The following is a 16287-nucleotide window of genomic DNA, read 5'->3' on the forward strand; positions in this document are numbered from 1 at the left end:
GCATGTAACCTTGTTTACCCTTTACATAAACAATCGGAGGCAATGATTAATTAATTGAGGAGCAATGCTATGTTTAATAAATTTAGGCTTGGGAAGAAGCAAGAACACTCTTCCACACTCCGAGATAAAATTGAAGAATTAAAAAAACAACCGATACCTGAGCATGTTGCAATTATCATGGATGGTAATGGACGCTGGGCTAAGAAGAGGGCCTTGCCACGTGTTGCTGGTCATCATGAAGGGATGAAAGTGGTTCGTAAAACTACTATGCTGGCAAATAAACTTGGAATTAAGGCACTTACATTATATGCATTTTCAACTGAAAACTGGAAACGCCCTAAAAATGAAGTAGAATATATCATGCGTCTGCCAGAAGAATTTTTAGGTACGTTTCTCCCGGAACTTGTTGAAAATAATGTTCAAGTGAAAATGATTGGATATAAAAATCAGCTTCCTGTACATACACTGCATGCAATTGAAAAAGCTATAGAAGAAACGAAAGATAATAATGGACTAGTATTAAACTTTGCGCTGAACTATGGCAGCCGAGCTGAGATTATTGATGCAGTCAAACAGGTCTTAAATGATAGTAAAAATGGAATACTGAATGAGACCGATCTAAATGAAGATATTTTTTCTTCCTACCTTATGACCTCTGAATTTAAAGATCCGGACCTATTAATTAGAACGAGTGGAGAAATTCGTTTAAGTAATTTTATGCTTTGGCAATTGGCCTACTCGGAGTTTTGGTTCACGGATGTTTTATGGCCTGATTTTAGTGAGAATCATTTACTTGAGGCAATCGAAGTCTTTCAAAAGAGACAGCGTAGGTTTGGCGGAATATTATGAGGTGAACTATTAGATGAAGCAAAGAATTATTACAGGAGTCATTGCTGCGGCATTATTTTTGCCTATTGTTTATTATGGTGGGTTTCCACTTGTATTATTAACCTATTTTTTAGCGACGATTGGTTTATACGAGCTGTTAAAAATGAAGAATTTAACGATTTTTTCTGTTCATGGATTTCTTTCCGTCTTATTTCTTTGGGTTCTTCTCTTTCCAGAGGAATATTCCGAAGTGATACAATCCTTTTATTACTCAAAAACAGAAATAGGCATTGCGTTAATTTTTTTACTGTTAACCTATACTGTGATTACGAAAAATCGGTTTACATTTGAGGATGTATCCTTCTCTATACTCTCTGCTCTCTATGTAGGAATTGGTTTTTACTTCTTCTTTGAGACTAGACAAGAGGGTGGCCTTGTTTTTATTTTGTATTCCTTATTTATGATATGGGCAACTGATTCAGGTGCCTACTTTATAGGGAAATCTTTGGGTAAGAGGAAGCTATGGCCTGAAATTAGCCCTAACAAAACGATTGAAGGCTCAATTGGCGGTGTACTATGTGCAGTCATCGTATCTGTACTGTTTGTTCTATTTACTGATATACATGCTTCTTTAATAGGAATAACTGTCGCCCTGTCAGTTTTTGGACAAATAGGCGATTTGGTTGAATCTGCATTTAAGCGTCATTTTAATGTGAAAGACTCGGGAAATATATTACCTGGTCATGGCGGTATTCTTGACCGGTTTGATAGCCTACTATTTGTTTGGCCGTTATTGCACTTTTTCCATCTTTGGTCTTAGGCGCATGCGTTTTATCTTTAGGAGTTGACATTATTGAAAACAATTAGCTTATTGGGAGCTACAGGGTCGATAGGCACTCAAACCCTTGATGTGATTCGTGAGCACCCAACAGAATTTAAACTAACTGCCTTATCTATAGGAAAAAATATTGAACTAGCAAGAAAAATGATAAGTGAATTTCAGCCAGAGCTTGTTTCTGTACAAAACAAAAGTGATTATATAACATTAAAAACAGAATTCCCACAGGTCAAGTTTGCGTTTGGTCCTGAGGGCTTAATTGAAACAGCAGTTTATGAAAAGGCGGATATTCTAGTGAATGCCGTTCTGGGAAGTGTTGGTTTAAATCCAACATTACAAGCGATTGAATGTGGAAAAACCATTGCAATTGCAAATAAAGAAACTCTTGTTACGGCGGGGCATTTAGTGATGGATGCAGCCAAACGAAATAGTGTAACACTTCTTCCAGTTGACAGTGAACACTCCGCAATTTTCCAAGCACTCCAGGGGGAAAAGGCGAAAAATATTGAAAGATTGATTCTTACTGCATCAGGTGGCAGTTTCCGTGACCGTTCAAGAAATGAGTTAGAAAATGTGACGGTTCAAGAGGCATTAAACCATCCGAATTGGTCAATGGGAGCAAAAATTACAATTGATTCTGCTACCATGATGAATAAAGGGTTGGAAGTCATTGAGGCACACTGGCTGTTTGATATTCCTTATGAAAGAATAGATGTTCTCCTTCATAAGGAAAGTATCATCCATTCAATGGTGGAATTCCATGATTCAAGTATTATTGCACAGCTAGGAACACCAGATATGAGAGTACCTATTCAATATGCACTCACATATCCTGACCGCTTGCCTCTAGCATCGGCAAATCGCTTGAATCTAGCTCAAATTGGGAGATTACATTTTCAGGAAATGGATGTTGAGAGATTTCGCTGTCTGAACTTTGCTTATATAGCTGGTAAAGAAGGCGGAACAATGCCAACAGTCTTAAATGCCGCTAATGAAGCTGCAGTAGCGGCCTTTTTAGAAGGAAAGATTCGTTTCCTGCAAATTGAAGACTTAATTGAAAAGGCATTAAGCACTCATCAAACCATCCAACATCCTAGCCTGAGCGTAATACAAGAGGTAGATCAAGAAACTAGACAGTATGTACAATCTCTTCTGTAAGGAAAGCGGATTGACAGTAATCAAAGTTAAGTGATTCACCCCCTATCCTTAAAAAAGGTGGTTTTAAAATTTGAGTACAGTTATTGCCTTTATTGTAATTTTTGGTGCACTTGTCTTCTTTCATGAATTAGGTCATTTTATTTTTGCAAAAAGGGCAGGTATCCTCTGTCGCGAATTTGCCATTGGTATGGGTCCAAAGGTGTTCTCCCATAAAAAAGGAGAGACTACTTATACGATTCGTCTTCTTCCAATAGGCGGTTTTGTTCGAATGGCTGGAGAAGACCCTGAAGTAGTAGAAATTAAGCCTGGATATCGTATTGGTCTTTTGTTTGATAAACAGGATCATGTGACAAAAATTATTTTAAATAATAAAGAAAAATTCCCTAATTGCCGAATTGTAGAGGTCGAGTATGCCGATATTGAGCAGGAGCTTGTCATAAAGGGATTTCCGGAAGATGAAGATGAAAGCTTGCACGCTTTTAAAGTACTTCCTAATGCAGTAATTGTAGAAAATGGAGTCGAATCACAAATCGCTCCGGTTGACCGCCAATTTGGTTCAAAAACATTAGGTCAAAGGTTTATGGCTATATTTGCTGGTCCGATGATGAACTTTGTTCTCGCATTTATACTATTTATTGTTATTGCATTGCTTCAGGGTGTTCCTTCCAATGAGGCAAAATTGGGTGAAATTACTCCAGATGGGGCAGCCAAGATGGCTGGTCTAAAAAAAGGTGATATAGTTCAGAGTATCAATGGCTCGGAAATTTCTAGCTGGACCGATGTCGTTGAAATCATTCGAAAGAATCCGAATGAAGAGCTTGATTTTTCAATTGTTCGTGCTGGAAATGAAAAGGAGATTCAAGTAACTCCTCTTGAAAAAACCGTTGAGGGCAAGAAAATGGGGATTATAGGTGTTTATAGTCCTGTGGAAAAATCACCTGTTCAAGCCGTGAAGTCTGGTTTCACTGAAACTTATTTCTGGACAAAGCAAATTTTTGTTATGCTCGGCAAATTGATTACAGGCCAATTCTCTATTGATGCCCTTTCAGGTCCAGTAGGAATATATAATTCCACCGCTGAAGTAGCTAAGTCAGGAATTTATTACTTAATGAAATGGGCTGGAATTTTAAGCATTAACTTAGGGATTATGAATTTATTACCAATTCCTGCACTCGATGGTGGAAGATTGATGTTCTTTGCAGTCGAAGCAGTGAGAGGAAAACCGATAGATCGACAAAAAGAAGGAATGGTTCATTTTATCGGATTCGCCCTCCTCATGCTGTTAATGCTCGTAGTCACATGGAACGACATACAGAGATTTTTCTTGAAATAAAAAATTGGGATCGCGAATTGCGGTCCTTATTTTTTTCGGATACATTTTTCCCGAAATGGATGAAGTTTTCTGTCGAAAATCGACGAATCATCATGTATCATATGATATAATTACTATTCAATAATAAAAGAGACAGAGAGATTTTAATATAGATGGGAGAGAGAACGATGAGCGAACATGCCCTAGGCAATAAAGAGCGATTCCAACTCTTGCTCCAGCAGCTGCAATTAATAGAGGATGCTGTTGTAGTGCATTTTACAAATGCGCAAATTGAAAGACTATTGGTCGAAAAGAAAGCGAGAAAGTGGCATTTTCAATTCTTATTTGAAAAAATCCTTCCTTTTAATGTCTATATGAGGTTCACCACACAGCTGGAACGAACCTTTTCCAATATTGCTACTATTTCCTATGATATCAAAGTGTCAAATCCAAACAGTACGCCCGAACTTTTACTAGAGTATTGGAGTCATTGTATCCAACAAATTGATGGAATTTCTCCCCCTCTCTTAAAACTTTTAAATGAACAAATGCCTATCGTTAGCGGAAATAAATTAGCGATTACGGTAAGAAATGAGGCGGAGGGTCTAGCCTTAAAACGAAAATATGGTTCAGTAATTGGAGATATTTTGCAATCGTTTGGTTTTCCGCTGTTTTCAATTGAAACAGATTTAAAAGTCGAAGAAAAAAATGAAGAATACGAAAAATTTCTACTGGCAAAACAAAAAGAAGATCAGGAACGTGCCCTTCTGGCAATGGTTGAAATGCAAAAGAGTGATGCAGAAAGAGACCAAGCTTCAGGAGATGTGCCTGATGGACCGCTTTCCATTGGTCTAACCATAAAGGATGATAATGATCTTCGCAGCATGATTGATATCGTTGATGAAGAACGACGAGTAGCTGTTGAAGGTTATATTTTTGATGCGGAAATAAGAGAATTACGAAGTGGGCGTTCATTATTAACCTTTAAGATTACCGATTATACAAGTTCGTTAATGGTAAAAATGTTTTCTCGAGATAAAGAAGATGCTGCCTTGTTCCAGCGTGTGAAAAAGGGAATGTGGGTTAAGGTTCGTGGAAGCATTCAAAACGATACATTTGTACGTGACCTTGTCATGATTGGAAATGATATAAATGAATTTAAACCCGCTGGGCGGAAAGATACTGCACCGGACGATGAGAAACGGGTAGAATTACATCTGCATACCCCTATGAGTTCAATGGATGCTGTCACACCTGTAAGTGCTTTAGTTGCTCAAGCAAAGAAATGGGGACATAAAGCAATTGCTGTCACCGATCATGCAGTGGCTCAATCTTTCCCAGAAGCATATGGTGCTGGTAAGAAAAACGATATCAAGATCCTATATGGTGTGGAAGTCAATTTGGTCGATGACGGGGTACCGATTGCTTATAATGATGCACATCGTCTCCTTTTAGAGGATACGTTTGTTGTGTTTGACGTAGAAACAACAGGACTTTCAGCTGTGTATGATACGATTATTGAATTAGCAGCTGTAAAAGTGAAGGACGGAGAAATTATTGACCGTTTTGAGTCATTTGCAAATCCGCACCATCGACTTTCAGCAACAACGATTAATTTAACAGGAATAACAGATGATATGGTGCAAAATGCACCTGAGGTAGAAGAAGTATTGCGAAATTTCCATGACTGGGTAGAGGATGCTGTTCTTGTCGCCCACAATGCATCCTTTGATATGGGATTCCTAAATGTAGGGTATAAACAAATAGGGTTAGAAAAGGCCAAAAATCCTGTTATCGATACACTTGAGCTTGGACGTTTTCTTTATCCTGAGCTGAAAAACCACCGATTAAATACCTTGACGAAAAAGTTTGATATTGAATTAACCCAGCATCACCGCGCGATTTATGATGCAGAAGCAACGGGCTACTTATTATTAAAAATGTTAAAGGATGCACTAGAAAAGGGAATCCACTACCATGATGAATTTAACAATAACATGGGTAAGGGGAATGCCTATCAACGTGCTCGTCCATATCATTGCACACTTTTAGCACAGACCGAGGCGGGGTTAAAGAACCTATTTAAGCTCGTTTCCATTGCACATATAGAATACTTTTATCGAGTACCGCGGCTTCCTCGATCGGTTCTGCAAAAATATAGAGAAGGAATTCTTGTTGGCTCTGGCTGTAATAAAGGTGAAGTGTTTGAAGGGATGATGCAAAAATCTCCGGAAGAAGTCGAAGCTTTCGCGGGATTCTATGATTATCTCGAAGTAATGCCAAAAGAAGTAAATGCACCATTGATCGAAATGGAATTGGTTCGTGATGAAAAATCAATGGAAGATATTATTGGCAAGATCGTTACACTAGGTGATAAGTTAGGGATCCCTGTTGTGGCAACGGGAAATGTTCATTATCTCAATGAAAACGATAAAATCTACCGTAAAATTTTAGTTAACTCACAAGGTGGAGCGAATCCGCTAAACCGTCATGAGTTGCCTGACGTTCACTTTAGAACAACCAATGAGATGCTCGATGCTTTTTCCTTTTTGGGTAAAGAGAAGGCAAAGGAAATCGTTGTTACTAACACGAATAAAATTGCCGATATGATTGACAACATAAAGCCGATTAAAGATGATCTCTATACACCAAAAATTGAAGGTGCCGATGAAGAGATGCGTGAAATGAGCTATTCAATGGCTCGTAAAATATATGGTGACAATCTTCCAGAGATTGTTGAAGCCAGATTAGAGAAAGAATTGAAAAGTATTATCGGCCATGGATTCGCCGTAATTTACTTGATTTCACATAAGCTAGTAAAAAAATCACTGGATGATGGTTATCTAGTTGGTTCCCGTGGATCAGTTGGTTCCTCCTTAGTCGCCACGATGACTGAGATAACGGAAGTGAACCCATTGCCGCCACATTATGTTTGTCCAACCTGTAAGCATTCAGAATTCTTTAATGATGGTTCAGTTGGATCAGGATTTGATTTGCCAGATAAAGATTGTCCACATTGCGGCGCTAAATACAAAAAGGATGGACACGATATTCCGTTTGAAACCTTCCTTGGCTTCAAAGGGGACAAGGTTCCCGATATCGACTTGAACTTCTCCGGAGAATATCAACCACGTGCTCATAACTATACGAAGGTTCTGTTTGGTGAGGAGTATGTCTATCGTGCAGGAACCATTGGTACGGTTGCAGATAAAACAGCATTTGGATATGTAAAAGCCTATCAGCAGGATAACAACCTTCAACTGCGTGGTGCAGAAGTGGAGAGGCTCGCATCTGGTTGTACAGGTGTGAAAAGAACAACAGGACAGCATCCTGGTGGTATTATCGTAATTCCTGATTATATGGATGTTTATGATTTCACACCGATTCAATTCCCGGCGGACGATAGAAATTCCGAATGGAAAACAACTCATTTTGATTTCCATTCCATCCATGATAATGTCTTAAAGCTTGATATACTCGGACACGATGATCCAACTGTTATCAGAATGCTGCAAGATCTAAGTGGGATGGATCCTAAAACCATTCCGACGGATGACCCTGAAGTAATGAAAATCTTTAGTGGAACAGAATCGTTGGGTGTAACAGAACAACAAATTATGTGTAAAACGGGTACGCTAGGGATTCCTGAGTTTGGGACTCGATTTGTCCGACAAATGCTAGAAGATACAAAGCCAACAACATTTTCAGAACTCGTCCAGATTTCAGGACTATCCCATGGAACGGACGTATGGCTAGGGAATGCACAGGAGTTAATTCACAACCAAACGTGTAATTTAAGTGAAGTAATTGGCTGTCGTGATGATATCATGGTCTACTTGATTTATCAGGGGCTAGAACCTTCATTTGCTTTTAAAATTATGGAATCTGTCCGTAAAGGTAAGGGCTTAAGTGAAGAAATGGAAGCCGAAATGCGGAGAAACGAAGTACCAGAATGGTACATTGACTCTTGTAAAAAGATCAAATACATGTTCCCAAAAGCACACGCGGCAGCCTATGTATTAATGGCGGTACGGATTGCGTACTTTAAGGTGCATCTGCCACTTCTTTACTATGCTGCTTATTTCACGGTTCGTGCAGAAGACTTTGACATTGAAGCAATGTCTCGTGGGCCTGAAGCAATCCGGGCAAAAATCGAGGAAATCAACGCAAAAGGACTGGAAGCATCCAATAAAGAGAAAAACCTCCTAACTGTTCTAGAGCTAGCGCTTGAAATGACAGAAAGAGGATTTTCATTTCAAAATTATGATTTATATAAATCAGATGCATCAGATTTTATTATTGAAGGGAATACACTCATTCCACCATTTAATTCGATTCCTGGGTTAGGAACTAATGCAGCTTTTAATATCCTAAAAGCAAGACAAGATGGAGAGTTCTTATCAAAAGAAGACCTTCAACAACGAGGAAAGGTTTCTAAGACCATTCTTGAATATTTAGACAAACAAGGTTGTCTAAATGCACTACCTGAGCAAAACCAGCTATCTTTGTTCTAAATAGGGATAATCCTGATAAACCTCCGTTGTGTTTGCATAAAAACAATGGTTATGGTATAGTTTTATTGGAAATACTAAGAAATACTCTCGTGTTCAAGAGTGGGGAAACCCACTCTTTCGTTATGTAATCGAGGTGCTTACACTTAACAGTTGTACGCATCTTGGTTTTGTTTACAAATGTTTTTTAGTGTTATTTGATAAAACTTACCGTGAACTACATAGAATATGGGTGATATATTTTAGAAAAGGAGGTAAAGCATGAGCAAAGTAACGGAAGTTGTAGAAGAGCTGGCTGCACCAATTTTTCAAGAACTTAGCTTAGAATTAGTGGATATTGAATATGTGAAGGAAGGCAAAAATTGGTATCTTCGCGTATATATCGATAAGGACACAGGAGTTGATATTGAGGATTGTGGTCTAGTTAGTGAGCGACTAAGTGAAAAACTCGACGAAGTGGATCCAATTCCCCATAACTACTTTCTTGAAGTATCCTCTCCGGGTGCAGAGCGTCCATTGAAAAAAGAAAAAGATTTTGAAAAGGCTATTGGTAAAAATGTCTTTATTAAAACTTATGAACCGATTGATGGAGAAAAAGGTTTTGAAGGGAAATTACTTGAGTTTGATGGCCAACACATAAAAATTGAAGTGAAAATCAAAACTCGTAAAAAGTCTATTGACATTCCATATGAAAAAGTAGCAAGTGCAAGACTGGCTGTTGTTTTTTCATAAATGAAAAAATTGAATATGAGTAGGGGGATACAAGCAAATGAGCAGCGAATTATTAGATGCTCTTACAATACTGGAAAGAGAGAAAGGTATTTCCAGAGATATACTAATTGATGCGATAGAGGCGGCATTGGTATCAGCTTACCGTCGTAATTTCAATCAGGCACAAAATGTCCGAATTGATTTGAACTTACAATCTGGTTCTATGCGCGTTTTTGCAAGAAAAGAAGTGGTTGATGAAGTATTCGATCCACGGCTTGAAATTTCTCTTGCAGATGCCCAACACATTAATCCTAATTACCAGGTAGAAGATGTTGTCGAAATGGAAGTAACTCCAAAAGACTTCGGAAGAATCGCTGCACAAACAGCGAAACAAGTGGTAACTCAGCGTGTTAGAGAAGCTGAAAGAGGTATTATTTATTCTGAATTTATTGACCGTGAAGAAGACATCATGACAGGTATCGTTCAAAGACTTGATTCTAAATTTATTTATGTCAGTCTTGGTAAAATAGAAGCGCTATTACCTTTAAATGAGCAAATGCCAAATGAACGTTACAAACCGCATGATCGAATCAAAGTTTTTATTACTAAAGTAGAAAAAACTACTAAGGGTCCACAAATTTTTGTTTCTAGAACTCATCCTGGGTTACTGAAACGTCTATTTGAAATTGAAGTTCCTGAAATTTACGACGGTACAGTTGAAATTAAATCTGTTGCCCGTGAAGCAGGAGACCGCTCGAAAATTTCCGTTCATTCTGATAATCCTGAGGTTGATCCTGTTGGTTCTTGTGTTGGACCAAAAGGAACAAGGGTGCAAGCGGTAGTTAATGAGTTAAAAGGTGAAAAAATTGATATCGTTAAATGGTCTGATGATCCAGTTGTTTTTGTCGCTAATTCTTTAAGCCCTTCAAAAGTGCTAGATGTTATGGTGAACGAAAATGAAAAAGCTACAACAGTTGTTGTACCTGATTATCAGCTTTCATTAGCAATCGGTAAACGCGGTCAAAATGCTCGACTAGCAGCAAAATTAACTGGCTGGAAAATTGATATCAAAGCTGAAACTGAAGCACGTGAGCTTGGAATTTACCCACGTGAAGAAACAATTAGACTTTTTGATGATCAAGTGGATACAGATTTTGATTATGAAGATGATGATTTGGACTAATTAGGAGGTGAATGATCGTGAACACAAGAAAAAAAGTTCCTATGCGCAAATGTGTGGCAACCGGTGAAATGAAGCCGAAAAAAGAACTCGTTCGCATCGTTCGCTCAAAAGAAGGGGATGTAACCATTGATTTAACTGGAAAAAAATCCGGTAGAGGTGCATACCTTTCAAGAGACAAAGAAGCTATCCTATTAGCCAAGAAGAAAAATACTTTAGCTAACCATTTAGAGGTTTCTATAAATGATTCGATATACGAAGAACTACTTGAGCTAATTGAGAAGGAGAACTGACAATCCAAATGAAACAAAATCAATGGATGTCATTGCTTGGCTTGGCCAATCGAGCGCGTAAAATCATATCGGGTGAAGAGCTTGCCTTAAAGGAAATTAGAAACGGTAAAGCAAAGCTCGTTTTATTAGCCGCGGATGCATCTGCAAATACGACTAAAAAAATAACAGATAAATGTAATTCCTATCATGTTCCGTTGAAAATGGTGGAAGACCGTCATCTTCTAGGTCAAGCAATTGGCAAGGAAGCACGTGTTGTTGTAGCTGTTTTAGATGTAGGATTTGCAAAAAAACTGGTAACGTTGCTCGATTAAATCTAGCGGGGGTGAAAATATGAGTAAAATCCGTGTTTATGAATACGCAAAAAAACACAATATTTCAAGTAAAGAAATCATTACAAAATTAAAAGAAATGAATATAGAGGTTTCTAACCATATGGCAACAATAGAAGATTCAGACGTAAAAAAACTTGATGCAACATTCAACAAAAAAGAAAGCAATACACAACAGAGTAAACAAATGGGCGGCGGGCAGCAACAACGCTCAAATGGACGTCCTGCTCAGCAGCAACAACAACAACGTCCAAATCAAAGACCGGCACAGTCTGGTCAAAAACCGCAAGTACAGTCTAAAAATGCACCTAAAGCGTTTGAGGAAGCTGCAGATAAATCTCCTACTCCTAAGAAGGTAAAAGTTGTCTCTCCTCCAAAAGCGGCTGAAGGCAAAAAACAGAGCCAAGAAACTCAATCAAAAGAAAATAAAGTCTTCAGTAGTGCAGATAAAGCTAAGGCTAAGCCTTATAATAATAACCAAAATCGTAATAATCGTAATAATAATAATAACAAGAAGAAGACTCATACACCAGTTCAGCAAGCACAGCCTCAGAAGAAAAAAGAAAAAGAGCTTCCTGCTAAAATTACTTTTAGTGAGTCACTCACTGTTGGTGAACTTGCGAAAAAAATCTATCGTGAACCGTCAGAGATCATTAAAAAGCTCTTTTTACTTGGTGTGATGGCTACCATTAACCAAGTGCTTGATAAAGATGCTATTGAATTGATTGCTGGGGAATATGGAGTAGAGGTTGAAGAAGAAATCAAGATTGACACAACTGATCTTGAAGTTTACTTTACCGAAGATGGAACTGAAGACTTAGTAGAAAGACCTTCTGTTGTAACGATTATGGGTCACGTTGACCATGGTAAAACAACCCTTCTTGATTCTATTCGTAATACAAAGGTAACTGAAGGTGAAGCTGGCGGAATTACGCAGCATATTGGTGCCTATCAAGTAGTTGAAAATGGAAAGAAGATTACTTTCCTTGATACACCGGGACACGCTGCATTTACAACCATGCGTGCTCGTGGAGCGAAAATTACTGACATTACCATTCTTGTGGTAGCGGCAGATGATGGTGTAATGCCACAAACAGTTGAAGCGATTAACCATGCAAAGGCTGCTGAAGTTCCAATCATTGTAGCTGTAAACAAAATGGATAAAGAAGCAGCAAATGCAGACCGAGTTATGCAGGAATTAACTGAACATGGATTAGTATCTGAAGCATGGGGTGGGGATACTATCTTTGTACCACTTTCTGCAAAAACCGGAGAAGGAATTGACACTCTTCTTGAAATGATCTTACTTGTAAGTGAAGTAGAAGAATATAAGGCAAATCCTAACCGAAAAGCTGTTGGTACGGTTATCGAGGCACAATTAGATAAAGGCCGTGGATCTGTTGCGACATTATTAGTTCAAAACGGTACTTTGAAAATTGGTGATCCGATTGTTGTTGGAACTACATTCGGACGGGTTCGTGCGATGGTGAATGATAAAGGACGCCGAGTAAAAGAAGCGGGTCCTTCTACTCCAGTAGAAATTACAGGACTAAATGATGTTCCGCAGGCAGGAGATCGTTTTGTTGTATTTGAAGACGAAAAAACAGCCCGCCAGGTTGGGGAAGCACGTGAGCAAACTGCTTTAGTAGCTCAACGTGGTGAAAAATCCGTTGTCAGTCTTGAAACACTATTTGACCAATTGAAGCAAGGTGAAATGAAGGACTTAAACATCATCCTAAAAGCAGATGTTCAAGGTTCTGCTGAAGCCGTTGCTGCATCATTGCAAAAAATAGATGTAGAAGGCGTAAACATTAAAATTATTCATAGTGGTGCCGGTGCTATTAATGAGTCAGATATCACTCTTGCAGCCGCTTCAAATGCAATTGTCATCGGATTTAACGTTCGTCCAGATGTAAATGCTAAGCGTGCTGCGGAAGCTGAAAAGGTTGATGTTCGTCTACACCGCATTATTTATAAAGTAATTGAAGAAATCGAAGCAGCCATGAAGGGAATGCTTGATCCTGAATTCCAAGAAAAGATTATTGGTCAAGCTGAAGTTCGTCAAACTTTCAAGGTTTCAAAGGTTGGTACCATTGCTGGTTCATTTGTTACTGAAGGTAAAATTACCCGTGATAGCGGAATCCGTTTAGTTCGTAACGGAGTTGTTATCTTTGAAGGACAAATTGATGCGCTAAAACGTTTCAAAGATGATGCTAAAGAGGTTGCTAAAGGTTATGAATGTGGTGTCACGATTAAAAACTTTAATGATGTTAAAGAAGGAGACATCATTGAAGCTTATGTAATGGAAGAGATCGAACGTAAATGATCATCGGTGTTGCCGAATGTGAATGTATCATCTATGATGCACATTCATTAAAAGAGAAACGAGCCGTTTTGCAGAGAATTCTAACTCGTCTAAAACAGAAATTTAATGTATCCGTTGCCGAGGTTGACTTTCAAGATGTATGGCAAAGAACGAAAATTGCCATTGCGGTTGTTACCTCTAATCGGGTATCTACAGAGATTGAATTGCAGAACTCACTAAAATTTATTGACTCGTTTCCAGAGATAGAACGAACAATCACCGAGATTGATTGGCTTTAAATTAAGAGGTGAATATGATGAGCCACAGAGCAAATCGTGTTGGAGAGCAAATGAAAAAAGAACTTAGTGACATCATCGGCCGGAAAATAAAAGATCCTCGGATCGGCTTTGTGACAGTTACTGATGTTCAGGTTACAGGAGATTTACAGCAAGCAAAAGTATTTATTTCTGTGTTAGGTGATGACGAGCAAAAGGAGAATACATTAAAAGGCTTAGCGAAAGCAAAAGGCTTTATTAGAACCGAAATTGGCCACCGTATTCGCCTTCGTAAAACACCTGAAATTATTTTTGAGTGGGATGAATCAATCGATTATGGTAATCGAATTAATACCCTTCTACATCAATTGCATACGGATGACGATAAACCGATGGAAAAGAATGACGAAGAATAAGTTCAAAAATAAGCAGAAATTTACAGTGGAAATGGATAGACAATCGTCTATCCATTTTTTTCGAATATTACTGAGATCGGAGTGAATATGGTGGAAGGTATATTACCGTTATTCAAACCAGCAGGGCTAACTTCCCATGATTGTGTATTTAAGCTAAGAAAAATTTTAAAAACTAAAAAAGTCGGACATACAGGAACACTTGATCCGGATGTAACGGGTGTCCTCCCTATTTGTATTGGAAAAGCAACAAAGGTTGCAGAGTATATTACGGACGCAGGAAAAGCATACGAAGGTGAAGTAACCATAGGCTTCTCCACCACGACGGAAGATGCATCTGGTGAAGTGGTTGAAAAGAAAGATGTTGATCGAAACCTTCTACGCGAAGAAATTCAAAAAGTCCTTGATTCGTTGACGGGAGAAATTGAGCAAACCCCACCGATGTTTTCAGCAGTGAAGGTGGGAGGGGTTCGGCTGTACGAGTATGCTCGAAAAGGCATTGAAGTAGAGCGCCCCACTAGGAGGGTAACCATCTATTCAATTGAATTACTGGATGATCGGACAGAATTTTCAGGAGAAACGATTCGATTCCGTTTTAGGGTCAGTTGCAGTAAAGGGACCTATATACGAACATTAGCTGTAATGATTGGGGAGAAACTAGGGTACCCTGCACACATGTCCAAACTAATAAGAATCCAGTCGGCAGCCTTCACATTAGAGGATTGTCTGACCTTTGAGGAAGTAGAAAAACTGATGGAAACTGGTGAAATTTCTACTGTTTTACGACCATTAGAATCAGCACTTTCTTATTTGCCGAAATTACAGATTAATGATAAAGTAGCAGAGAAAGTGAAAAATGGTGCGGTGTTACCAATACCAGAACACTTAAAAACAACTAACGGACCGATTATCGCTGAAAATGCAGAAGGACTGGCTCTCGCCATTTACGCAAAACACCCAAGCAAGCCAGACCTGCTTAAACCAGTAAAAGTATTGCGAAATGAATAATAAGGTTTCGGTATAGAAAAGGTGAGTTTCATTTGGAAGTCAAAAGACTTAATTTTCCACATAAATTAGATAGAAACGATTTTCCGCCTTTAGCAATGGCCTTGGGCTATTTTGATGGTGTTCATATGGGACATCAACAAGTAATCCTAGAGGCAAAAAAACAAGCAGAAGAACAAGATTTCCGAAGTGCAGTAATGACTTTTGATCCGCATCCCTCTGTTGTATTGGGAAAGAGCAAAAAGCACGTACAATATATTACGCCCTTATCAGATAAGATAAAGATAATTGAAGAGTTAGGTATAGATTATTTATTTATTGTTCATTTTACACCTGAGTTTGCTAACTTACTCCCACAGGAGTTCATTGATCAATATGTGATAGGTCTGAATGTGAAGCATGTAGTAGCTGGCTTTGATTATTCTTATGGGCGGATGGGAAAAGGAACGATGGAAACACTGCCTTTCCATTCTAGGGATCAATTCTCTTACTCTGTTGTCCCAAAATTAGCTCAAGGTGAGGAAAAGGTTAGTTCTACAAGAATTCGTCACTTGCTTAACGAAGCAAAAGTAAATGAACTTCCTGATCTTCTTGGCAGATATTATAGGACATCGGGCACTGTCATTCACGGGGACAAGCGTGGGAGAACGATAGGTTTCCCGACAGCAAATATAGACCTGAATGAAGAGTATATGATCCCTCCGTTGGGTGTATATGCTGTAAAAATGAAGGTAAAGGATCATTGGTATAATGGTGTTTGTAATGTTGGCTATAAACCAACCTTTAATAAAGAAACATTAAAGCTAACTGTTGAAGTTCACATATTTGAATTTGAACAAGAGATTTATGGAGAAGAAGTGGTAGTCGAATGGCATCTGTACTTGCGCAAAGAACAGAAGTTCTCCGGAATTGAAGAATTGGTTAGTCAGATAGAAAGAGATAAGCAAAAGGCAATAGATTATTTTGAAAAGAATCGACAATCTTCATGCTAAAGCCGCTTTTATCAAAGTTTTTCTTACATTTAAATAAGGTTTCGACTTGCTTTTTGACGTAAAAAGATGTATTCTTATATACGTATTAAAAACAACCTTTGCTTGGCAAGTCGAGTCACCGACGCTTGCTCGGTAAC

14 protein-coding genes are annotated in these 16287 nt (G+C 38.5%); all 14 read left to right on the top strand.

All coding sequences use genetic code 11. The features are described 5' to 3' along the window. The first annotated feature begins 69 nt into the window (after positions 1-69). The 14 genes from uppS (at position 70) to ribF (ending at position 16150) form a co-directional block, all read left to right on the top strand. Positions 70-849, top strand: a complete 780-nt coding sequence (uppS, locus tag AC3A54_RS13370) for an undecaprenyl pyrophosphate synthase (RefSeq protein WP_335548077.1) — start codon at positions 70-72, stop codon at positions 847-849. Between the two features lie 13 nt (positions 850-862). After that, positions 863-1648, top strand: coding sequence for a phosphatidate cytidylyltransferase (locus tag AC3A54_RS13375; RefSeq protein WP_335548079.1), 786 nt, complete (start codon positions 863-865; stop codon positions 1646-1648). 33 nt (positions 1649-1681) lie between these two features. Then, positions 1682-2824, top strand: coding sequence for a 1-deoxy-D-xylulose-5-phosphate reductoisomerase (gene dxr / locus AC3A54_RS13380; RefSeq protein ID WP_487654801.1), 1143 nt, complete (start codon positions 1682-1684; stop codon positions 2822-2824). A 70-nt stretch (positions 2825-2894) separates the two neighbouring features. Then, positions 2895-4157: an RIP metalloprotease RseP gene (rseP, locus tag AC3A54_RS13385; protein WP_487654802.1), complete on the top strand. Its 1263-nt coding sequence runs from the start codon at positions 2895-2897 to the stop codon at positions 4155-4157. A gap of 167 nt (positions 4158-4324) precedes the next feature. Then, positions 4325-8650 (top strand): PolC-type DNA polymerase III, encoded by a 4326-nt coding sequence (locus AC3A54_RS13390; protein ID WP_487654803.1) that lies wholly within the window; start codon positions 4325-4327, stop codon positions 8648-8650. Positions 8651-8908: 258 nt separating this feature from the next. Beyond that, positions 8909-9379: a ribosome maturation factor RimP gene (rimP, locus tag AC3A54_RS13395; protein WP_335548088.1), complete on the top strand. Its 471-nt coding sequence runs from the start codon at positions 8909-8911 to the stop codon at positions 9377-9379. Positions 9380-9416: 37 nt separating this feature from the next. Next, positions 9417-10541, top strand: a complete 1125-nt coding sequence (nusA, locus tag AC3A54_RS13400; RefSeq protein ID WP_335548090.1) for a transcription termination factor NusA — start codon at positions 9417-9419, stop codon at positions 10539-10541. Between the two features lie 17 nt (positions 10542-10558). Further along, entirely contained in the window at positions 10559-10831 is a 273-nt protein-coding gene (gene rnpM, locus AC3A54_RS13405; RefSeq protein WP_308080169.1) for an RNase P modulator RnpM, read from the top strand. An 8-nt stretch (positions 10832-10839) separates the two neighbouring features. Then, positions 10840-11142 carry a YlxQ family RNA-binding protein gene (locus AC3A54_RS13410; RefSeq protein ID WP_487654804.1) on the top strand — a complete coding sequence of 101 codons (303 nt, stop codon included), beginning with the start codon at positions 10840-10842 and terminating at the stop codon, positions 11140-11142. A gap of 19 nt (positions 11143-11161) precedes the next feature. Next, entirely contained in the window at positions 11162-13486 is a 2325-nt protein-coding gene (infB, locus tag AC3A54_RS13415; RefSeq protein ID WP_487654805.1) for a translation initiation factor IF-2, read from the top strand. Then, positions 13483-13764, top strand: coding sequence for a DUF503 domain-containing protein (locus tag AC3A54_RS13420; protein ID WP_335533772.1), 282 nt, complete (start codon positions 13483-13485; stop codon positions 13762-13764). Before infB ends, AC3A54_RS13420 begins: the two co-directional genes overlap by 4 nt. 17 nt (positions 13765-13781) lie before the next feature. Then, positions 13782-14156, top strand: a complete 375-nt coding sequence (gene rbfA / locus AC3A54_RS13425) for a 30S ribosome-binding factor RbfA (protein WP_308084217.1) — start codon at positions 13782-13784, stop codon at positions 14154-14156. A gap of 90 nt (positions 14157-14246) precedes the next feature. After that, positions 14247-15161 (top strand): tRNA pseudouridine(55) synthase TruB, encoded by a 915-nt coding sequence (truB, locus tag AC3A54_RS13430; RefSeq protein WP_335548137.1) that lies wholly within the window; start codon positions 14247-14249, stop codon positions 15159-15161. A 32-nt stretch (positions 15162-15193) separates the two neighbouring features. Then, a complete protein-coding gene (gene ribF / locus AC3A54_RS13435; protein ID WP_487654806.1) occupies positions 15194-16150 on the top strand; it encodes a bifunctional riboflavin kinase/FAD synthetase in 957 nt (318 codons plus the stop codon). Positions 16151-16287 lie beyond the last annotated feature (137 nt).

The sequence above is a fragment of the Neobacillus sp. Soil_C_43 genome (genome assembly GCF_057656715.1).